This is a genomic window from Serratia sp. OS31 (assembly GCF_014164835.1).
Taxonomy (GTDB): Bacteria; Pseudomonadota; Gammaproteobacteria; order Enterobacterales; family Enterobacteriaceae; genus Serratia; species Serratia liquefaciens_A.
Map to the genome: position 1 here is coordinate 77,750 of NZ_JACJFQ010000018.1, position 19,503 is coordinate 97,252.

Consider the following 19,503-nt stretch of genomic DNA (forward strand, 5'->3'; position numbering starts at 1 on the left):
CGCCCTTGTTAACTACCGTGTGCTTTATTCTTTGTCCAGCGGTGCCATGCTGACGGAAGAGAGGTAGTTGAGCAGCGCAATATCGTTCTCGACACCCAGCTTCATCATCGCCGATTTCTTCTGGCTGCTGATGGTTTTGATGCTGCGGTTGAGTTTCTTGGCGATTTCGGTCACCAGGAAACCTTCGGCGAACAGACGCAGTACTTCGCTCTCTTTTGGCGACAGGCGTTTGTCACCGTAGCCGCTGGCGCTGATCCTCTCCAACAGTTTGGAGACGCTTTCCGGCGTGAACTTCTTGCCTTTTTGCAGTGCGGCCAGCGCTTTCGGCAGGTCGGTAGGCGCACCCTGTTTCAGTACGATACCTTCGATATCCAGATCCAACACGGCGCTCAGAATGGCCGGGTTGTTGTTCATGGTCAGAACGATGATCGACAACTGCGGATAATGGCGTTTGATGTATTTGATCAGCGTAATGCCGTCGCCATATTTATCGCCCGGCATGGAAAGGTCGGTGATCAGTACGTTGGCGTCCAGCTTGGACAGATTGTTGATCAGTGCTGTTGAGTCTTCAAACTCCCCAACGACATTCACCCATTCAATTTGCTCAAGTGACTTCCGGATGCCAAACAGTACGATAGGATGGTCATCAGCAATAATTACGTTCAGGTTATTCATGTTGTTGGCTACCTTGCTCCAGCAGTCTGCTGACGAAAAAATCAATCTGACTGATGTTATTCTCGATCTTGAGCGCATCACCGTCTGCGATGTGCTGTTCTAACGATTCACACAGTTGCTTGCCGGGAAGCAGATTTAACATGGCAAACACGCCTTTCAGGCGGTGTGCTGTCTGTGACAGAGCATTGAAATCACTGCTGCCCGCCTCAGTATACAGTTTTTTGATATCGTCGGGTACTGTATCAACAAACAGGCCATAGTAATCACTTGATTTCAATTGTTTTTCATAGAGTTGGATGTCATCGGCGGTCAGCGAAAGCGGGCTTTCCTGCTGTTCCAGCGCGGCCATTTGCTGCTCAATCAGCATCAGTACGGCGTCTATCATTGCACCACTCAGGTTATAGTTTACCCGAATGTACCGTTTTTCAAGCTGTTGCCATCCGCTCTCATCGCTGGTCAGCAGCAGGGTATAATCGTCAGCCCTTTGCGGATTGTCGGTCAGTAAAACGTCGTAGTCGCGGTTAACCTGGCGTTCATCGGCAACGAGGCAACTCGCACCGTAGGCGTGCAGCAGATGGGTCACAATGCCGCGTACCTCTTCAGAAGTGATGTCCAACAGCGCGGTCACGCCATCGAGCAGTTTTTCCTGCGTTTCTGTCTCCTTTTTCTCCATTTCCATCGGTACGCGGATGGTGTAGCGGGTGCCAATATCGACCTTGCTGCGGATATCCAACTGGCCGTTGAGCTTTTTGCACAGCTGGTTACACAGGAAGAAGGTCAGGCCGGAGCCATGATTAAAGCGATCCACCAGCGTCTGGCTGAGGAACGGATAGTTCAGGTTGCTGATTTCCTCGTTGGAAATACCCGAGCCGGTATCATTGATGTGAAACACCAGGCGATCGGGGTGCTCGGGCTCATGATCAACCACCAGCGAAATCTTGCCGCATGCCGTAGTGATAATGGCGTAGTGCACCAGCAGCGAGATCACCTTGCGTAGCGCGTTAGCGTCACCGATGTATTGCTGCTCGACATCAAGCTGGAAATGATTGAACAGCGACAGTCCTTTCTGATTGATGGAAGGCAGCGCCTCGCGCAGCAATTCATCTATCAGGGCCGAGGGGCTGAAAGGGTGACGCGAAGGTTGCCAGTCCTGAGTTTCCAGACGGGTGAGCAGGGTGATGTTCTCAATCAAGCCCAGCACCGACGACGACTGTGTGGTCAACTCTTTTAGCAGCGCTTGCTGTTGTTCTTCATCCGGTTGCGTACGCAGACGATCGGCCAGATCGTGCATTTGGCGCACCGGTTGGTTCAGCTCGATCCCCAGATTATGCAGCATCAGCTTGCGCGCCTGCACATTCTTGTCGTACTCGCGCTGCGCCTGCTGCAATCGCTTGTTCACCATCACTTCCTTGTCCTGATCGTTTAACAGGAACAGGTAGGTCTCCGGTGACAGCTGGCTGCGGAAGATGCGAATTTCATACACTTCATTGTTGACCGTGGCCTGGATCACGCCATGGTGCTGTTCGGCCATGTGAGCGATTTTTTGCAGGCTGAGGTGAGGCAGCAGATGTTGAGCAATCTTATTGCTGGCGATCACCGTATTGCTGGCGAAGTTATAAACCAGCAGGCCGGAAGGCAGGCTGGCGATGATCTCTTGATTCAGTGCGCGCTCGGCTTCCAGCTCGACCGCCATGCTTTCACTCGGCCGGATGTATTGGCGACGGATAAAGTAAATGCCTGCCAACGACAGCGCCAACAGCAGCAAATTGATGGCGATCAGCCAAATATTGTTACGCAGCAGGTCTATGGCCAGGCTGATGGCGGAGACGCGGTAAACCACTTTCAGCGGTGCGTTAGGCAGGGAAGCGCTGAATTCCACCCAGCTACCGTTCATCGATATGCCGGTGTTGCTGGAGGCTTCCATCGGCAGGGTGCCGTCGTCCAGATTGTTATCATCGGGCAGCAGCATAAAGCTGGCGCGCGCCATATTAATGGGAATGATGTCGTTGATCGGCAGATCGAAGGCGATCACCGTGGCCAAATGCCCCGGCTGGTTAAAAGTGGTGCGAATTGAAAATGAATAGGCATTCTGGAAGCGCTGCTTGCGCAAGGCGGAGAAGCTTTCGCGCTCATCGAGCATGTTCGCCTGTTGCAGCATTTCGGCGCGACGATCTTCCGCCGACGTCGTCAGATAGCTCTCTTTGAAGCGTGAGGCCAGCTCTTTTAACGGCTGAGTGGTGATCAGGCTCAGACTGTTGTCCTGACCATTCAGGTAATACATGGCGTAATTTTCGGTTTTGGCGCCCCAGCGGGTGTCCAGATAGTCTGAAATATTGGCGATCATCGCCAATGTCCCTTCTTCATGGCTGCCAAAAATGACCGCGTCGGTTTTTTTATGCGGTTTTTCCAGGTAATAAACGTCCGGCCGCAGTCGGGTTTCCTGCAGGCTCGGATCGACGTTCAGGGAGGCCGCATTACCGAATTTATCGTAGATCTGATAGGTGATGTAGCGATAGTTGTCGATGCGCTTTTGCAGCCCATTGGCGATGCTGTTCAGCGCATATTTTTTCTCCGCCAGCCAGGCGTTGGTATAGTTGTAGCCGTACAGGCCAATGGCAATCGTCAGCAGCACGGCAAATAGCAGGAAGCAGCGGGTAATATTGCTTGAGCTAATGGTCAGTTGTTTGTTTTGCATAGTTGACTGCGCATTCCTGAATCAACGGGTTATCGCCCGGGCGCTGGCGGTAACAGCCAGGAGTAAGACGGCAACGCAGGCAAAGGCTACCGTCAGGCTGGAGAACTGGGCGATAAAGCCGATTAACGCCGGCCCGGCGAGAATGCCGGCATAGCCTACGGTAGTCACTGAGGCGATAGCCAGATTGGCCGGCATATCATGTTGATTGCCTGCGGCGCTGAACAGAATCGGCACCACGTTGGAGGCGCCCAACCCTACCAGCATAAACCCGATCAGCGAGACCATGGCGTTATCGAACACAATCGCCATGCTCAGACCCATGGCGGCACACAGGCTGCCGAGCAACAATACCTTATATCTGCCCAAGGCGTTGACGATGCGGTCACCGTTCAACCTGCCGAGGGTCATGGTGATGGAGAACAACGCATAGCCCAATCCGGCCTGGCTGTGATCAACCCCGCGCAGGGTGGTGAGGAACAGGGCGCTCCAGTCGAGCATCGACCCTTCCGCCAGGAACATGATAAAGCACAGAATGCCGATAAACATGACCCAGCCGCGTGGCACGACGAACATCGGTCCACCTTCTTCACCGCCGCTTTCGCGCAGCAAATTGCGGCTGGCAACGGTTAGCAACGCCGCGATAGTCAATACGGTGACACAGGTCGCCAACAGCGGGGAGAGTCCCAGCCACAGCATGATGCTAACGCCTCCGGCGCCGGCAATGCCGCCAACGCTGAAGAAACCATGAAAGCCCGACATCATTGCCTTGCCGCTGGCACGCTCGACCACCACGGCCTGTATATTCATCGCCACATCGATCATGCCAATTGCCGCGCCAAACAGCAGCAGTGCCAGCGCCATGCCCAGGGTGGTATTCATCAGCACCAGCAGCGGTAAATCGATGCACAGCGCCAGACCAGCAAGCAAGATCACCGGCCGACAGCCCAATCTGCCGGTCAGAAAACCGGTGAGCGGCATCGCCAGCATCGAACCCGCACCAATGCACAGCAGCAACAGACCCAGAGAGCCATCATCAATGCCGATGCGCGCTTTGGCAAAGGGGACCAGGGGCGCCCAGGCTGCCATGCCGAAACCGGCGACAAAAAAAGCCAGCCGCGTGGCGATCTGAGCCGGTACCCCGGGTTTTTGCTGTTCATTGCATAAGGTGGATGTCATGTGGGCTTTGGGATCTATTGTGGAAGTGGGGCTGAAAGTTATGGAGTGTTTTTATCACAATCCGCGATCCGGGTCGAAAGGAATTGCGCCATCATTGGCCTTCGGTGCTGCACGACGTTCCAGCCACAGGCTAATGACTTGCACAATATACTGCTTTTGCTGTTCGCTCAGCGCTTGCCCTTGCGGAATGTTATGCCACTTGGCCAGGCAACCGCGGCAACAGGTGGCGGTGGCGTGTTGAGCGACAAACACCGGATGGCCGCGCATGGGGGTCTGCTTGCCGTCATTGTTCGGAAAAGGCGCAGCCAAGCGTTGTTCGATAAAATCCCGTGCATGGCTGAGGATCAGCGGCAAGCCTTTGGTTTCAAAATAAAGTTGGTCTTTGGGATTCAGACGAAATTTGGCGCGGAAAGGGGAGCTTTGTAGCCGGCGCCATAGCGCTTCGGGTTGAAATAGCATGGATCATCTTCTTCGGGGCATTTTGTGCAGGTTATCAAAATAGCAACCGCGCGACCAATGTTGTCGCCTCAACACCCTGCAGCACTAGGCAGAAATTATTTAAGCAATGGAATGCTTTCCAAATTAATGCGCTTAATATGTAGTCTAAAATAGAAGGAAAGATTAGCTATTAGTGCTGAAGTTAATTAGAGGGATAATATCTTCAAGTGATTATTTTTTGGCATAAAGTGCGAATTAAGATGAAATGTGAGCTAAGTGTAAGGCAATAAAAAACCGGCCATAAGCCGGTTGAAGTGTACAGAGTGTACGAAAATTATCTTACAGATAATGAAGGTAATAATGAAAATAATGATGATAGCGGGATTATTATAGCGTCAGCGTTATGGGATCCTTTTGGCACAATGTGCTTATTGTTAACGACTTTTGTATGGCAATCTTTTTTTTCTTAAGCTTTTGTATAACTGTATGATTTTATATCTATAAGTGTGTTTTTTGGCATTGCGTGCCTTATTTTGTGTGTCTGTAATGTTTTGTGGAAGTTCGCGCAAATTTACATTTGGAAACCTTTAATAATCACACTGAAACACTATCGGATACTTGGTATCATTTTCTTTCTGGATTAATATTACCCTTGTTACCAGAATGGTAATGCACAGTCGTGCTAATAATGCTCAAAAGGGCAGTGGCCATAGCTCGACATAATAAACGAGGATAATAACAATGAAACTTCGAGTTCTTTCTCTGATCGTCCCCGCACTGCTGGTTGCAGGCACCGCAGGCGCGGCGGAAATCTACAACAAAGACGGCAATAAACTGGATCTGTACGGCAAGATCAATGGTCTTCACTATTTCTCTGACAACAATGGCTCCGATGGCGATATGTCTTATATGCGTTTCGGCCTGCGTGGCGAAACACAAATCAGCGACCAGTTGACCGGTTATGGCCAGTGGGAATATCAGGCAAACCTCAACCACGCTGAAAGCCAAGACAACAAGAACTTTACCCGTTACGGCTTTGCCGGCCTGAAGTTTGGCGATTACGGTTCATTTGACTACGGCCGTAACACCGGCGTGCTGTATGACGTTGCCGCTTATACCGACTTGCAGCCAGAGTTCGATGGCTCCACTTACGGTGCCGACCAATTCATGTTCCAACGTTCCAGCGGTTTGGCAACTTACCGTAACACCGACTTCTTCGGTCTGGTTGACGGCCTGAACTTTGCTCTGCAGTACCAGGGTAAAAACGGCAACGGCGAAGAGTCTAATAACGGCCGTGAAGTTCTCAATCAGAACGGCGACGGTTACGGCATGTCGGTGAACTACGACATCGGCTATGGCATCAGCGCTGCAGGTGCTTTCTTCAGCTCCAAACGTACCAGCGAGCAAAACGGCGGTGGCGCATACAGCGGCATCATGGGGCGTGGCGATCGTGCAGAAGGTTATTCCGGCGGTCTGAAATATGACGCCAACGACGCATATCTGGCCGTGATGTTCACCCAGTCTTACAACGCAGCACGCTTTGGTTCAACCAGCAGTGATGCTTATGGTTATGCCAACAAGGCGCAAAGTATCGAAGCTTACGCACACTACCAGTTCGACTTCGGTCTGCGTCCATTCGTCGGTTATAACCAAACCAAAGGTAAAAACCTGGGTCTGGCCGCTAACGGCAAGGATTACGGCGACGAAGATCTGGTCAAATTTGTGGATCTGGGTGCGACCTACTTCTTCAACAAAAACATGTCTACCTACGTTGACTACAAAATCAACCTGTTGGACGACAACGACTTCACCAAGGCTGCCGGTGTTAACACCGACAACGTGGTTGCCGTGGGCCTGGTTTACCAGTTCTAAGCAACAGAGTGTGAATGTGACCACGCGGCCTTCGGGCCGCGTTTTTTTTTGCCTGCGGTTTGGCACGAATTGGCACGTACGGGGCACGGATTGCCATTCTGAGATCCTGCGGCTTGCCTAAACTTTCGCTGAGTTGATAAATCAGGAGGTTAGCATGGAACTTAGCATAAATCGGGTGGTTGAAACCGTACTCTACGTCAAGGATATCGAACGCGCCGCAGCTTTCTATCAGCAGGTTTTAAAACTGCCGGTGATGGTGGCGAACGAGCGTTTCCGCGCTTACAACGTCGGTGAGCAAAGCGTGTTGCTGCTGTTTATCGAAGGGGACTCGCTGAAAGGTGCGAGTTACCCAGAGGGCTATATTCCCCCGCATGACGGCAATGGACCGCTGCATGTCGGGCTGGCGGTGGCGAAAGAACAGCTGCCGCATTGGGAGCAACATCTTACGAACGAGGGGATCGCGATAGAAGGGCGCATGAGCTGGGATCACGGCGGGGAGAGCATCTATTTCCGCGACCCCGACGGTCATCTGCTGGAGCTGGTGACGCCGGGGATTTGGGCCAATTACTGATGATGCCAAACTTTGGCTAAAGCCTTCAGCGTTTCTCTCAACAACAGTAACGCCCGCTGCGGTTGCTGCTCTATTTGCACTTTGACGATCGCCCCGTCAATCAGCATCGCCAGCATTTCTGCCCGTTGTTCCCGCTCTGGGCCAAGGGGCAGGTAGCGAGCAATCTCCTCGGCCATCTGCTGCTTGTGTCGGCGGGCGATGTTCAGACTCTCCGGCAGCAAATCCGCCAGTTCCAGCGCCGTATTGATAAAAGCGCAGCCGCGGTAGTGCGGATCGCTGAACCACTCCTCAAGACAAGGCACCAACGCCTGCAAGACATCCCCAAACCCCGAGACGTGCTGTGCCAGTGACTGGCTGAACCAGCTTAGCCATTGCTGATGGCGGTAAGCGAGAAACGCCTCAATCAACTCATTTTTGCTGGGGAAATGGCGGTAAAAGGTCACTTTCGCTACGCCAGATTCGCTAATGATGCGATCGATACCGGTCGCACGCACCCCATCACGGTAAAACAGATCGTGGGCAGTCAGCAGGATACGTTGACGCGGGGGGAGAACCTGAGCGGGAGCGGACATTGAAATATCTCCTGAGTATTGATTTCAATGATTGTAGACAACTCTGTCTACTTACGCTAGCTTAATGATGTAGACAAACCTGTCTACATCACTTTAACCCCCGAGGTAAGCTATGAGCATTAAACCCCCCTTGCCGCCCTTTACCCGTGAATCGGCGATTGAAAAAGTGCGTTTGGCTGAGGATGCCTGGAACAGCCGCGATCCAGAGCGGGTATCGCAGGTCTATTCGGTCGATACCCATTGGCGTAATCGGGCGGAGTTTGTCGATGGCCGCGAGGCCGTCTGTGCATTCCTGCAACGCAAGTGGGCCAAGGAGCTGGAATATCGGCTAATCAAGGAATTATGGGCATTTGACGAGGCGCGTATCGCAGTACGTTTTGTTTACGAATGGCGTGATGACTCCGGGAATTGGTACCGCAGTTTTGGCAACGAGAACTGGGAGTTCAATGCGGATGGCCAGATGATCAACAGACACGCCTGCATCAACGATATGCCGATCCGCGAGCAGGATCGGCAATTCCACTGGCCGCTCGGTCGCCGCCCGGATGATATTGCGTCCCTGAGCGAGTTTGGCTTCTGATTGCCGCTAGTGATAATAGGGTTTGAGTTCCGCATGGAGAGTGGAGATCAGCCGTTTTTTCCATTCGATTTCCCCCTGACGGTAGTGCGAAAACAGATAACCAATCGCCAGATCGTCCAGGATCGGCAGGGCGTACAGGCCTTGCTTGTCCTGCTGAGCATTGAACCAGGGTTGCGGAACTACTGCCATCATGGGGGCTGCGCGCAGTACCGGTGGTAACTGCGCGTAATCGGCACAGCTGAGCTGGATCCTGCGTTGCAAACCCTGGCGTTCCAACTGACGGTCCAGTTCGTTCTCTGCCTGTGGCCAGGGATGGCAGTAATAGTGCGGGTAGTCTGCCAGCTCGCTAAATGTCAGCCCGCTTTTGTGCCCCAATGCCTTGCGTAACGGCGAACCGAATACCGCCACCAGGCGAGTGCTGCCAATAAGCTCATAACGCAGTGCGCTGGTGCGCTGTTGGTGATCGCCAACGGCAATCACCATATCTACCACTCCCTCCAGCAGCTCAGTGCGCCATGAACGTCGTTCAAAGTTTTGGCAACGGATATCGGCGTTGGCGAGCGTGCTTTTCTGCGCCAGCAGCGGCAATAAGATTGGATGCAGTGCCGGCGGCACGACCAGGGTGAAATGCCGTGGCGCGTCCGGTACCTGGCCGAACAATTCACTGTCCAGCGAAGAGAACAAGGGCGTTAGCGTTTCTTTAAGCGACAGGGCAAACAGCGTCGGCACCTGACGATGCCCTTCCCGCCGGAACAGAGGCTCATCCAGCACCTCACGCAGGCGGGCCAGGGCGTGACTGACGGCAGAAGTGCTGATGCCGAGCTTATCCGCCGTTTTCTGACTGGACCCGGTGCTGGTCAACAGGTAGAGCACTTTCAGCAGGTTCATGTCCATTTGCAGGATGTTCATTAATGCCCTTTTAAATTGAATACGCTTCAATATGAGGCTGAGTATACTGCAGCCCTGTTTTTCCCCGTAGAGCTGAAACATGAAAAAAAACATGGGTTATCTGATGGCTATGACATTCTCACTGTGCTTTAACGTTCAGGCACGGCTCGATCCTGCGCAACCGTTGTCCAGCGCGCCGCCCTATTCACTGTTTGAGCAATGGGCGCAGCCGGTGGCGCCATTCCAGATTTTCCCTCAGGTGTATTATGTCGGCACGTGCAACCTTTCTTCCGTGCTGTTCAGCACGCCGGAAGGGTTGATTCTTATTGATGCGGCGTTGGATGCCAGTGCGCCGGCGATAAAATCCCATATTGAGGCCTTGGGTTTTGACATCAAGGATTTGCGCTTCATTCTTAACAGCCATGCTCGTCTCGATCAGGCCGGAGGCATCGCTCGTCTGAAAGCCTGGAGCGGAGCAAAAGTTGTTGCCAGCGCCGCCAATGCCCAACAGTTGGCGCGGGGAGGAAAACAGGATTTTGCCTTGGGCGATGCGCTGAGTTTCCCTGCGGTAAAAGCCGACATTATCGTCGGGCAGGGCGATAGCATCACGCTGGGAGGCGTGAAGTTAACGGCATTAATGACGCCAGGGCATTTGCCCGGCGCCACCTCATGGTCGACTACGCTGCGGCAGGGCGGGAAAACCTATCGACTGGTCTATGCCGACAGCTTGGCAACCCCGGACTATTATCTGGTCGGCAACAAAAACTACCCGAATCTGGTGCCGGACATCCGCAGCAGCTTTAGGCTTTTGGCCCGGCAGCACGCGGATATTTTTATCGCTAATAAGGGAACGCGCTTCAATTTGGAAAATAAAATGGCGCGACTGCAGGCTGGTGACCGGGATGCTTTTGTCGATCGGCTGGGGCTACAGCAATATGTGCAGCAGTCCCAACGGGATTTTGAGACGCAGCTAAAACAACAGCAAAGTAAAAATTAAGTTATGTTTCTATTTTATTTTGGCGCAATTAACCCTACCCAATAAAATAAGGTATGAAAATTAGAAATATTTAACATTATTAATGGAAATGAAAGGTGGCGCCCGGGTTTGATAAGGCGGGAAGACAGAGGGAATAATAATATGAAAAAGAGTTGGAATAAGGGATGGCGCGCGTTGAATATTGAGTGCCGGGAGTGTTGACGGAAAAATAACCAGTGGCGGGCTGTGATGAAACAGGCTGCAGTAGCCACAGAAGTCAAAACAGTCGCCGGTGCCCATGTCCGCCATGTTGTGCCCTGCCGGCGGGCTATCGGCGAGGCTCTGGCTCATCATCGCGCTGTGCCCGGCATGCTCCTCACTCATGGACATTCCAGCCATCTCGCTGTTATCCATGCTATTTTCTGCAAGATGGGCGGAGATTAATGGCGCGATGAATATCATCAACATAGCGAACAGGCCCAGCCAGGCCAGCGTGCGCATATGTTGAATTGACAATTTCACCAGGAGCGTCCTTCCAGAGTTAAAGCGTAAAGGAATGATAACATCAGCAGTTGTTCCACTATTGTAACATTGATGAGAATTAAGCTAAACAGAGAAGAAATCTGTTTGTTAAATGAATTTAATTCGGGTAGATTCCGGGTAATTCCATTTGACCACGGATGACTTATCATGTCTGAACGCAATATTGCGTTGCCTGCGGCTGCACAAAATATTAACCAGCAGGTGACCACTCGCAGTTGGTTTATTCCGTTGGCTATGCGGATTCATTTTTATATTGGGCTGTTTGTTGGGCCGTTTTTACTTATTGCGGCATTGAGTGGCATATTCTATGCCTTGACGCCGCAAATTGAATCACGGCTTTATGCCCCGCAGTTGTATAACGACAGCACCGGGCCGGTATTGCCGTTAAAACAGCAGATTATGGCCGCTCAGGCGATAGCGCCATCAAAGGCTTCACTCTCTGCGGTGCGCCCCTCTCCGGCAGAGGGTGAGAATACCCGGGTACTGTTTAACGTTGCAGGGCTTCAGGCTTCGGAACGTTTGGCGGTGTTTGTCGATCCGGTTACGGCGCAGACGCATGGCGTCATGACGGTTTATGGCACCAGCGGCGTATTGCCGTTGCGCACCTGGCTGGACCAATTTCACCGCAGCCTGTTGCTGGGGGATGTGGGGCGCAATTACAGCGAACTGGCGGCCTCCTGGCTATGGATTGCCGCGCTGGGTGGCCTGATCCTATGGGGCGCGCGCAGGCGTAAGAAGCTAACGCGTCAGCGTGGTGGTTTACGCAGGTTACATGAAAAAAGTGGCGTATTGCTGCTGGTCGGCCTGCTGTTCTTTTCTGCCACCGGGCTGACCTGGTCACAGTGGGCCGGGGAGAACATCAGCGTACTGCGCCACCAGTTCGGCTGGGCGACTCCTTCGCTGTCGACGGCGATCAACGGGCAGGACGCTGCGCCTGCCGGCGATCATGCGGAGCATCATGGTCATATGATGGTCAGGGCGAAACCGCCTCAGGATGGCGCCATGTATGACAGGGCCCTGGCCGGTGCACGGCAGGCCGGTATCGACGCCGCCAGGGTTGAAATCAAGCAGCCGGCGATGGCGGGGCAGGCCTGGACGGTGATGGAGATCAATCGCCGTTGGCCGACGCAGGTTGATGCTGTTGCTATCGATCCCGTAACCCTGGTCATTACCGACCGTGTCAGTTTTGAACAATACCCGCTCGCGGCAAAATTAACGCGCTGGGGAATCGATCTGCATATGGGCGTCCTGTTTGGCCTGGTCAATGAGCTGGTGCTGGTGGTCTTTGCCGCCGGGCTGGTGGCGATGGTGGTGATGGGGTATCTGATGTGGTGGCGGGGTCGGCCAACGCGAGTAGTACGTAAACCTGCCCGCTCCCCCTTTATGTTGCTGCGCAAAACGCCGAAAGGGCCGCTGTTGCTGATTGTCTGCCTGACGCTGCTGCTGGGCTTTTGTTTACCGCTGATGGGCGTCAGTTTATTGCTGTTTCTGCTGTGTGATTTGTTGTGGTGTCTGGCTACGCGGCGGCGTAAACCGCACCTATCGACAAAGTGAAATTTGTAGAAAAGCCTTTCCTCTTCTAGACTTAGAGTACAACAAACGTACTCCAAGAGGACAAGTCATGACGAACAAGCTGATTTTAGCCGTTTGCACAGCAGCGACATTTTCTATTCTTGCCGGCTGTACGGCTTATGACAGGGCCGCCAGTTACGTTCAGGAGCCTGTGGTCAGTGATGTCAAAGTGGGGATGACCAAGCAGCAGGTTCGTGCCATTGCCGGTCCACCGTCAACCACGGCGACTTTGGTCCACGCTCAGGGGACTTGCGACACCTACGCGGTAGCGCCGCGTGATGGGAAGGTGCAAACCTATTTTGTCAGCTACAGCGATACCGGTCATGTGATGAACAAAGGCTATCAGACCTGTTCTGATTACGACTCACAGCCTAAATAATCCCCGCTGAAGTGAGCCATCCGGCCCCGCTTTTGCGGGGTTTTTCATTTTTTAACCGTTAGCGGCTTGAAGTTTAAGCAAACGCACTTTTTCCTGCATTTTTTTTCATGAAACGATAGACATTTCATAACGGTAGCGCTAATATCTGCGCCCATTGGAAGGATGGCCGAGTGGTTTAAGGCAACGGTCTTGAAAACCGTCGAGTGTAACAGCTCCCAGAGTTCGAATCTCTGTCCTTCCGCCAAATTTAGCCGGCTTAGCTCAGTAGGTAGAGCAACTGACTTGTAATCAGTAGGTCACCAGTTCGATTCCGGTAGCCGGCACCATATAAGCAGTACCGACGCTTAGCGTCTACCAACCCCAGTAATCTTCGCGATTGCTGGGGTTTTTCGTTTTTGCTCCTGAGTCAGTACCTCTGTGCACATGGCCCGATAAGGGGGAAATATGCCGCCCCTGGCGGCAGGCGCGAGAACGGGCCGATTGATGAGCAAATTTGTCGAATGGCAGACGAAAAAAAGCCTGCTTAAAAGCAGGCTTTTCTCAAATTTGGTCGGCATGAGAGGATTCGAACCTCCGACCCCCGACACCCCATGACGGTGCGCTACCAAGCTGCGCTACATGCCGACGCTGTGGGAAATAATACTACCCGTTCCCAATTTCAAAGCAAGAGCGAATTCGCCTGACTGCTTGTATTTTAAGCGATTAGTTGGCGATAAAGCGCTTCACGTCGGTCAACACCTGCAGCAATAGAGCGAGCTGCGGTTTTTCGTCCTTGATCTCTTTGTCGTTTTTATCGTACGCGCGGTAATTGCCGCTGCTGTCCAACACCAGGGTTTGCGTTGGCGTGGTGATCACCAACAGGCTGTTATCGCCGGTAGCCACCCAATTGTTTCTGCGCTGGGCCGTAAACAGGTCTTCACCTTGCGAGTAGTCCTTCGCAGGCGTTTTCACGTGCAGTAAACGCTGCATTAGCGTGCGCATAACGTCGTTGTGACCGGTCAGTTTATTGATGGTCTGCGCTGGCGTACCCGGCCAGTGGATAATCAACGGCACCTGCAGCTGCTGTTGGCTGAAGCTGCGGCCTGCGCCCCAGTAACCTTTACCGGTGTCGTTAAATTCAACGCCGTGTTCTGCGGTGATTACCACCACGGTTTTATCCAGTACGCCACGCTCTTTGAGCGTGTTGAGCACCTGGGCAATCTGCGCATCCACATCCTGCGCGCCGGCCCGGTAGCGCTGAATAAAGTCAGCCGGGGCCGGGGTTTTCTCATTGGTTGCCGGTTCTGTACCGCGGAAGTTGATGTAAGAGAACCACGGAGCATTGCTGTTTTGATCGGCCAGCCAACGTTGCCACTGCTGCGTGGTCACCGAATCATTTTGCTGAGCAGGCGCCGGCAGCGTGAAATCGGTCAACAGCGCCTGACGATACAGGCTGGCGTTAAAGCCGTCGGACGAGAACAAACCAAATTGATAACCCTGGGCGCTTAGCGCACTGATCAGCGCGGAAGGTTTGCGCGCGGCAAGAATGCTGTCCAGATAGGTCGGCGAAATGCCGTAGAACAGGCCAAACAGGCCGGTATCCGCATGGTTGCCAGAACTGTAGTGATCGCTAAAGCGAATGTTTTCCTGGGCAAAGCGGGTGAGGGCAGGCATATCCTGCTTCATATCCTGTTCGCGTACGCCGTCTACCACGATCATCAGCAGGTTATAACCGCTGCCTTTGTCGTCGTAGCTCAGGTCGTTAAGGGGATACTCCACCGCAACGGCTTCCGGATTCCCTTGCTGCACCAGCCGGCGTTCATATTCTTGCGAATCGAGCAGGCCGTGCTTCTCAAGGAATTTACGCGCTGTCATTGGATACGACAGCGGCAGGTTCGCCCGCTGCATGGTGATCGGGCGATAGAAATTGGCATCGGCCCAGATATAAATCAGGTGCGAGGCAAAGAATGCGCTGATAAACAGCACCGCCAGCGGCTTGCCGAAACGTTGGCGGTTCAGGCTACGCAGCTTTTGCCAGCTCCAGGTGCCAAACAGCATCTCGACCAGGAAGATCACCGGCACGCAGATAAACATCAGCTGCCAGTCGCGCGCCAGCTCACTTTGATCCGGATTGACCACCAGTTCCCACACCACCGGGTTAAGGTGAAGGTGGAAATGCGTAAAGACCTCGCTGTCGACCAGCAACAGCGTCAGGCCGGCAGTGGCCAGCGCGGCGGAAATAAATCGCAGCAGCCGCTGCGACATCACCACAAAGGTGAGCGGGAAAATAACCAGCAGGTAGCCGGCGAAAACGATAAAGCTGAAATGCCCCAGTAAGCTGACCAGGGCATAAACCCGGCCCAACAGGGAAGAGGGCCAGTCAGTGACAAACAGGTAGCGGCTACCCAGCCCGAGGGCGAGCAGGATATTGAATAAGGCGAACCAGTGCCCCCAGCCGATCATCTGGGAGACTTTTTCACGATAACGCTGACGGTTTGTCACCATAAGTATTTATTAATGCGCTTTATCTTCACGAATAGAAGCTTGCAGAGCCTCTGCAAACGATCTTGCCAACGTCTTCCGCTGAACCGGAGCAACGCTGGTATTGATCAAATTAGTCACCATGTTGCCCAGCACCATCAAAGACAGATCGGTGGGAGTATGGTGTTTTTCCAGAACATTAACCAGCTCGGAGAGCAGTTGTTCGACGTGTTCGTCACTGTAACGGGATGATTGTGGCATAAAAATTGCGCTCAAAGCCTGACAAAGTCCCATATCTTACCGTATAGGACAGTGATTTTCTGCTCTTTTATCGATTCCCTTTGTCTTTCAAACCCTAGCGTGACGAGAGGAGGCTGCGGGCCATATCAATGATTCTGCGCGACTTGCGGGGCGCAGCCTGAAATCCACCGCTGATTTCGGGTATTTGTCTGCTTTATGGTTGGTAGAAATTTATTGATCTCCGGCGGGATGTGCACTGCTTTAAAGTTGCAGCGCGGGGGCCTTCAGTGTTTGAATACGCGCTAAAAGAACAGGAGGATTTACCATGAGTCTGGATATCGACCAGATTGCTCTGCACCAGTTGATTAAACGCGACGAACAAACGCTGGACGTGGTGCTGCGCGATACTTTGCTGCCCACCAATGCGGCGGTGGAAGAGATGATGGAAGAGCTGCATCGTGTCTACAGCGCCAAGAGCAAGGCTTACGGCCTGTTCAACGAGGGCAGTGAGCTGGCGGAAGCGCTGCGCACCTGCCGCAAGGAAGACAAAGACTTTCTGGCTTTCAGCCGTGCCGCGACCGGGCGTCTGCGCGATGAGCTGGCCAAATACCCGTTCGCCGAAGGTGGCGTGGTGCTGTTTGGGCTGTACCGTTATCTGGCGGCGGAGTATTTATTGATTGCGGTACTCAACAGCCGCAACAGTTCGCGCGTTAACGAAGAGCTGGATATCAACACCACTCATTATCTGGACATCAACCACGCCGATATCGTCGCGCGTATCGATCTGACCGAGTGGGAAACCAATCCGGAATCGACCCGTTACCTGACCTTCCTGCGAGGGCGTGTGGGCCGTAAGGTTTCCGATTTCTTTATGGACTTCCTGGCGGCGGCGGAAGGGCTGGACACCAAGGCGCAGAACCGCGGCTTGTTGCAGGCGGTTGACGATTATTGCGCCGATGCGCAGTTGGACAAAAATGAGCGCCAGTCGGTGCGTCAGCAGGTTTACAGCTATTGCAACGAACAGCTGCAGGCCGGTGAAGAGATCGAGCTGCAGGAGCTGTCGAAAGAGATCGCTCCGGTGGGCGAGAAAGATTTTCTGCAGTTTTCCAGCGAGCAGGGCTATCAGTTGGAAGACAGCTTCCCGGCCGATCGCGGTACGCTGCGTCAGTTAACCAAGTTTGCCGGCAGCGGCGGCGGCATCAGCATGAACTTTGACGCCATGCTGCTGGGGGAACGTGTATTCTGGGATGCGGCGACCGACACGCTAACCATTAAAGGCACGCCGCCGAACCTGCGCGATCAGTTACAACGTCGTTTGGGCGGTGGCAACAAATAATTTCGCCGGATCGCAGACAATAAAAAACGCCGCAATTGCGGCGTTTTCTACTTCGGCGTCCCGAAAAGCTCGAATACGTTGCGATTACGCGCGAACGAAGTCGATGTGGGTCAGCTTCGGCTTGAACGGGTGACGCTGTACAGCCTGAACTTTAACTTTGGTTTCTTTACCGTCGATAACCAGAGTTACAGCTTCGCTGTAGAATTCTGCTTTAGCTTCCATGTTCTTAACAGAATCATGGTCCAGCTCGATGGAAACTGGAGCTTCTTCGCCACCGTAAACGATAGCTGGGAATTTATTTGCTGCACGCAGGCGGCGGCTCGCACCCTTACCCTGGTCTTTACGTACTTCTACATTGATAGTGAACATTGTTTTTTCTCTTAAAAGAAAATTTACCCTGCTACAGGCGACCCAGTAGCAAGTTCGATTTACCCGTCGCCTTTCAAGTCACAGTGTTGTTACCTGCACTGACTCACTCCAGTTACTTACCTAAGTAAGCGCCAGGAGATGAGTAAGCTGGGCGCCTAACTGTAACTTGAAATTCATAGGGTATAACCTGCTTTAGCACCGGGCGAACCCAGGCAAAGCGGGCGGCATTTTAACGGAAAGCCGCCCACAGGGCAATGGAAACCTGCCTGATTTGCAAGGGGCAAAGATCAGTACAGCTCATTGGCGCGGCGGAAGCGTCCTTGATAATCGAACACTTTTTCTCGTACCTGCCAGAATTGCCCGCGTTTGCGTGCCACAACAAAATCCGGATGACGCAGCAGCGCTTGTTGGGCCAGCACGTCGGCGGCATTTTGCCAACTGAAGGGCACCCCAGGGGCGCGCTGATGTGGGCGCAGGAACAGCATTTCGAAGGCTTTGCGCTGCGCCGGCGTTTGCAAACGGAAACGTTCGCTGGTGCTGGTGCCGTCTTCGTCGTAATAGATTGCCTTTAGCCACTCGCCTTTTTCATCGCGACCGCTTTGCAGCTCCATGCCGCCACAGCGTAATACCAGAGCGTCTTTCAGCTTCAGCGCCGCCTTCAGCATATCGTCGGGATCGACCAGCACCTCCTGACACTGATGGCAGCGGCGGGCGGCAATGTCGTTCTCCGCCCCGCAGTGCGGGCAGCTTTTGAAACGAAAACGGTAATCGCACTGTTCGCGATGGCCTTCATCGTCCTCCAGCCAGCCCTGACAGCGGCGGCCGTAATGTTCGATGATGTCGCCATTCTCGGTGCACTTGCCCCAGAACAGGTTGGCGAAGCCGCAGCCGGGACAAAATACCTGCACCGGCTGGCTATCGCTGTGCGGCTTGCTGGCCCCCACCTCCGGCGTGAACAGGTCGTGCGGGTTCCCGGCGTAGTCGAGGATCAGGCAATCCTCTTTGCCGGGGGCCAGCCGCAATCCGCGTCCGACGATTTGCTGGTACAGGCTAACGGATTCGGTGGGGCGCAGGATGGCGATCAGATCGACATGCGGTGCATCAAAACCGGTGGTCAGTACCGCGACATTGACCAGATAGCGCAACTGTTGCTGTTTGAACGCTTCAATCAGGGCATCGCGCTCGGCGGCAGGGGTTTCTGCACTGACCAACGCGGCTTCGCCTGAGGGCAACAGACCGTGAATTTCACGGGCGTGCTCAACGGTGGAGGCGAAAATCATCACCCCCTTACGCGTTTCGGCGTATTCCACGATTTGGCTGATGATATGCGGAGTGATGCGATTTTGCTGCTTCAGTTCGCGGTTGAGGTCCACCTCGCTGAACAGGCCGTTGCTTCTGGCTTCCAGACGGCTGAAGTCATACTGCACAATCGGCATGTCCAGTCGTTCCGGCGGCACCAAATAGCCGTTCTTGATCATGTAACGCAGCGGCAGCTCATAAATGCAGTCGCGGAACAGGCTGCTGGCATCGCCGCGGGTAAAGCCGTGATAGTGATACTGATAAATCCAGCCTTTTCCCAGCCGGTAGGGGGTGGCGGTCAGTCCCAGCAGCCGCAGCTGTGGGTTGGTTTTCTGCAGATGCTGAATAATCTGTTGGTGCTGGCTTTCGTCGTCGTCACTGATGCGGTGGCATTCGTCGATGATCAACAGGGAAAACGCGCCGTCGAACAGCGGCAGATTGCGCGCCACCGATTGAACGCTGCCAAATACCACCTTGCCGGCGCTGTCTTTTTGCTGAAGACCGGCGGCAAAGATGTCCGCCTCCAGCCCGTAAGCGCGATATTTGGCGTGGTTTTGCGCCACCAGTTCTTTCACGTGGGCCAACACCAGCACCCTACCGCGCGCGCGTTTTGCCAACTCGGCGATCACCAGGCTTTTCCCGGCGCCGGTCGGCAGCACAATCAGCGCAGGCTGCGGGTGCTGGCGAAAATGTTTAATGGTGGCTTCGACCGCTTCCAGTTGGTAGGGGCGCAGAGTAAAGGCCATAAATTAACGCCGTGGGTTGAGAAGGGCCATCGGGAACAGGTTTTGTAACATCTGAACCCACAAAAACTGTGACATTCTACTCCCCTGACGGCTAAAAAATTTCTATTATTATGCCT

At 53.6% G+C, this 19,503-nt stretch carries 18 protein-coding genes and 3 tRNA genes; 9 read left to right on the forward strand and 12 right to left on the reverse strand.

The window, feature by feature from the left end:
* Positions 1 to 24 precede the first annotated feature (24 nt).
* Genes rcsB through H5P17_RS15930 form a run of 4 tightly spaced genes read right to left on the reverse strand, consistent with a single transcriptional unit; the run spans position 25 to position 5,005 of the window.
* Entirely contained in the window at positions 25 to 675 is a 651-nt protein-coding gene (gene rcsB, locus H5P17_RS15915) for a response regulator transcription factor RcsB (RefSeq protein ID WP_004947156.1), read from the reverse strand.
* Complete coding sequence (gene rcsD, locus H5P17_RS15920; protein ID WP_182823928.1) at positions 668 to 3,370, reverse strand: phosphotransferase RcsD; 2,703 nt, start codon at positions 3,368 to 3,370, stop codon at positions 668 to 670. Before rcsD ends, rcsB begins: the two co-directional genes overlap by 8 nt.
* 21 nt (positions 3,371 to 3,391) lie before the next feature.
* Positions 3,392 to 4,546, reverse strand: coding sequence for an MFS transporter (locus H5P17_RS15925; RefSeq protein WP_044552573.1), 1,155 nt, complete (start codon positions 4,544 to 4,546; stop codon positions 3,392 to 3,394).
* A 54-nt stretch (positions 4,547 to 4,600) separates the two neighbouring features.
* A complete protein-coding gene (locus tag H5P17_RS15930; protein ID WP_182823930.1) occupies positions 4,601 to 5,005 on the reverse strand; it encodes a DUF4186 domain-containing protein in 405 nt (134 codons plus the stop codon).
* A gap of 720 nt (positions 5,006 to 5,725) precedes the next feature.
* Between H5P17_RS15930 and ompC the strand changes: the two genes are divergently transcribed.
* Positions 5,726 to 6,856 (forward strand): porin OmpC, encoded by a 1,131-nt coding sequence (gene ompC / locus H5P17_RS15935; protein WP_044552570.1) that lies wholly within the window; start codon positions 5,726 to 5,728, stop codon positions 6,854 to 6,856.
* A 154-nt stretch (positions 6,857 to 7,010) separates the two neighbouring features.
* Entirely contained in the window at positions 7,011 to 7,427 is a 417-nt protein-coding gene (locus H5P17_RS15940) for a VOC family protein (protein WP_182823932.1), read from the forward strand.
* Here H5P17_RS15940 and H5P17_RS15945 read toward each other — a convergent pair.
* Positions 7,421 to 7,999: a TetR/AcrR family transcriptional regulator gene (locus H5P17_RS15945; RefSeq protein WP_182823933.1), complete on the reverse strand. Its 579-nt coding sequence runs from the start codon at positions 7,997 to 7,999 to the stop codon at positions 7,421 to 7,423. The genes H5P17_RS15940 and H5P17_RS15945 overlap by 7 nt on opposite strands.
* 112 nt (positions 8,000 to 8,111) lie before the next feature.
* On the opposite strand from H5P17_RS15945, the gene H5P17_RS15950 reads away from it, so the two are divergent.
* Complete coding sequence (locus H5P17_RS15950; protein ID WP_182823935.1) at positions 8,112 to 8,579, forward strand: nuclear transport factor 2 family protein; 468 nt, start codon at positions 8,112 to 8,114, stop codon at positions 8,577 to 8,579.
* A gap of 6 nt (positions 8,580 to 8,585) precedes the next feature.
* Here the strand turns inward: H5P17_RS15950 and H5P17_RS15955 are convergent, their stop codons facing one another.
* A complete protein-coding gene (locus tag H5P17_RS15955; RefSeq protein ID WP_044552563.1) occupies positions 8,586 to 9,488 on the reverse strand; it encodes a LysR family transcriptional regulator in 903 nt (300 codons plus the stop codon).
* A gap of 79 nt (positions 9,489 to 9,567) precedes the next feature.
* Here H5P17_RS15955 and blaSPR point away from each other — a divergent pair, with 79 nt between their 5' ends.
* A complete protein-coding gene (gene blaSPR, locus H5P17_RS15960) occupies positions 9,568 to 10,464 on the forward strand; it encodes an SPR family subclass B3 metallo-beta-lactamase (RefSeq protein ID WP_182823937.1) in 897 nt (298 codons plus the stop codon).
* A 60-nt stretch (positions 10,465 to 10,524) separates the two neighbouring features.
* Here blaSPR and H5P17_RS15965 read toward each other — a convergent pair whose 3' ends face one another.
* The gene (locus tag H5P17_RS15965) at positions 10,525 to 10,965 is read right to left on the reverse strand and encodes a DUF2946 domain-containing protein (protein WP_370570044.1); all 441 of its coding nucleotides are present in this window, start codon (positions 10,963 to 10,965) and stop codon (positions 10,525 to 10,527) included.
* A 168-nt stretch (positions 10,966 to 11,133) separates the two neighbouring features.
* Here H5P17_RS15965 and H5P17_RS15970 point away from each other — a divergent pair, with 168 nt between their 5' ends.
* From H5P17_RS15970 to H5P17_RS15985, 4 genes are all read left to right on the forward strand, one after another.
* Entirely contained in the window at positions 11,134 to 12,540 is a 1,407-nt protein-coding gene (locus H5P17_RS15970; protein ID WP_182823939.1) for a PepSY domain-containing protein, read from the forward strand.
* Positions 12,541 to 12,607: 67 nt separating this feature from the next.
* Positions 12,608 to 12,937: an osmotically-inducible lipoprotein OsmE gene (osmE, locus tag H5P17_RS15975; protein ID WP_041414766.1), complete on the forward strand. Its 330-nt coding sequence runs from the start codon at positions 12,608 to 12,610 to the stop codon at positions 12,935 to 12,937.
* A gap of 156 nt (positions 12,938 to 13,093) precedes the next feature.
* Positions 13,094 to 13,181, forward strand: a tRNA-Ser gene (locus tag H5P17_RS15980).
* Between the two features lie 6 nt (positions 13,182 to 13,187).
* Positions 13,188 to 13,263: transfer RNA gene (locus H5P17_RS15985), tRNA-Thr, on the forward strand.
* Between the two features lie 221 nt (positions 13,264 to 13,484).
* Here the strand turns inward: H5P17_RS15985 and H5P17_RS15990 are convergent.
* From H5P17_RS15990 to H5P17_RS16000, 3 genes are all read right to left on the reverse strand, one after another.
* Positions 13,485 to 13,561 (reverse strand) — tRNA-Pro (locus H5P17_RS15990).
* A gap of 78 nt (positions 13,562 to 13,639) precedes the next feature.
* Positions 13,640 to 15,421: an LPS biosynthesis-modulating metalloenzyme YejM gene (yejM, locus tag H5P17_RS15995; protein ID WP_044552557.1), complete on the reverse strand. Its 1,782-nt coding sequence runs from the start codon at positions 15,419 to 15,421 to the stop codon at positions 13,640 to 13,642.
* A 9-nt stretch (positions 15,422 to 15,430) separates the two neighbouring features.
* Positions 15,431 to 15,658 carry a YejL family protein gene (locus H5P17_RS16000; protein WP_020827787.1) on the reverse strand — a complete coding sequence of 76 codons (228 nt, stop codon included), beginning with the start codon at positions 15,656 to 15,658 and terminating at the stop codon, positions 15,431 to 15,433.
* 304 nt (positions 15,659 to 15,962) lie between these two features.
* Between H5P17_RS16000 and yejK the strand changes: the two genes are divergently transcribed.
* A complete protein-coding gene (gene yejK, locus H5P17_RS16005; RefSeq protein WP_182823941.1) occupies positions 15,963 to 16,973 on the forward strand; it encodes a nucleoid-associated protein YejK in 1,011 nt (336 codons plus the stop codon).
* 84 nt (positions 16,974 to 17,057) lie between these two features.
* On the opposite strand, the gene rplY is transcribed toward yejK, so the two are convergent.
* Positions 17,058 to 17,342 (reverse strand): 50S ribosomal protein L25, encoded by a 285-nt coding sequence (gene rplY / locus H5P17_RS16010; RefSeq protein ID WP_020827785.1) that lies wholly within the window; start codon positions 17,340 to 17,342, stop codon positions 17,058 to 17,060.
* A 287-nt stretch (positions 17,343 to 17,629) separates the two neighbouring features.
* The gene (locus tag H5P17_RS16015; protein ID WP_182823943.1) at positions 17,630 to 19,387 is read right to left on the reverse strand and encodes a DEAD/DEAH box helicase; all 1,758 of its coding nucleotides are present in this window, start codon (positions 19,385 to 19,387) and stop codon (positions 17,630 to 17,632) included.
* Positions 19,388 to 19,503: the final 116 nt, after the last annotated feature.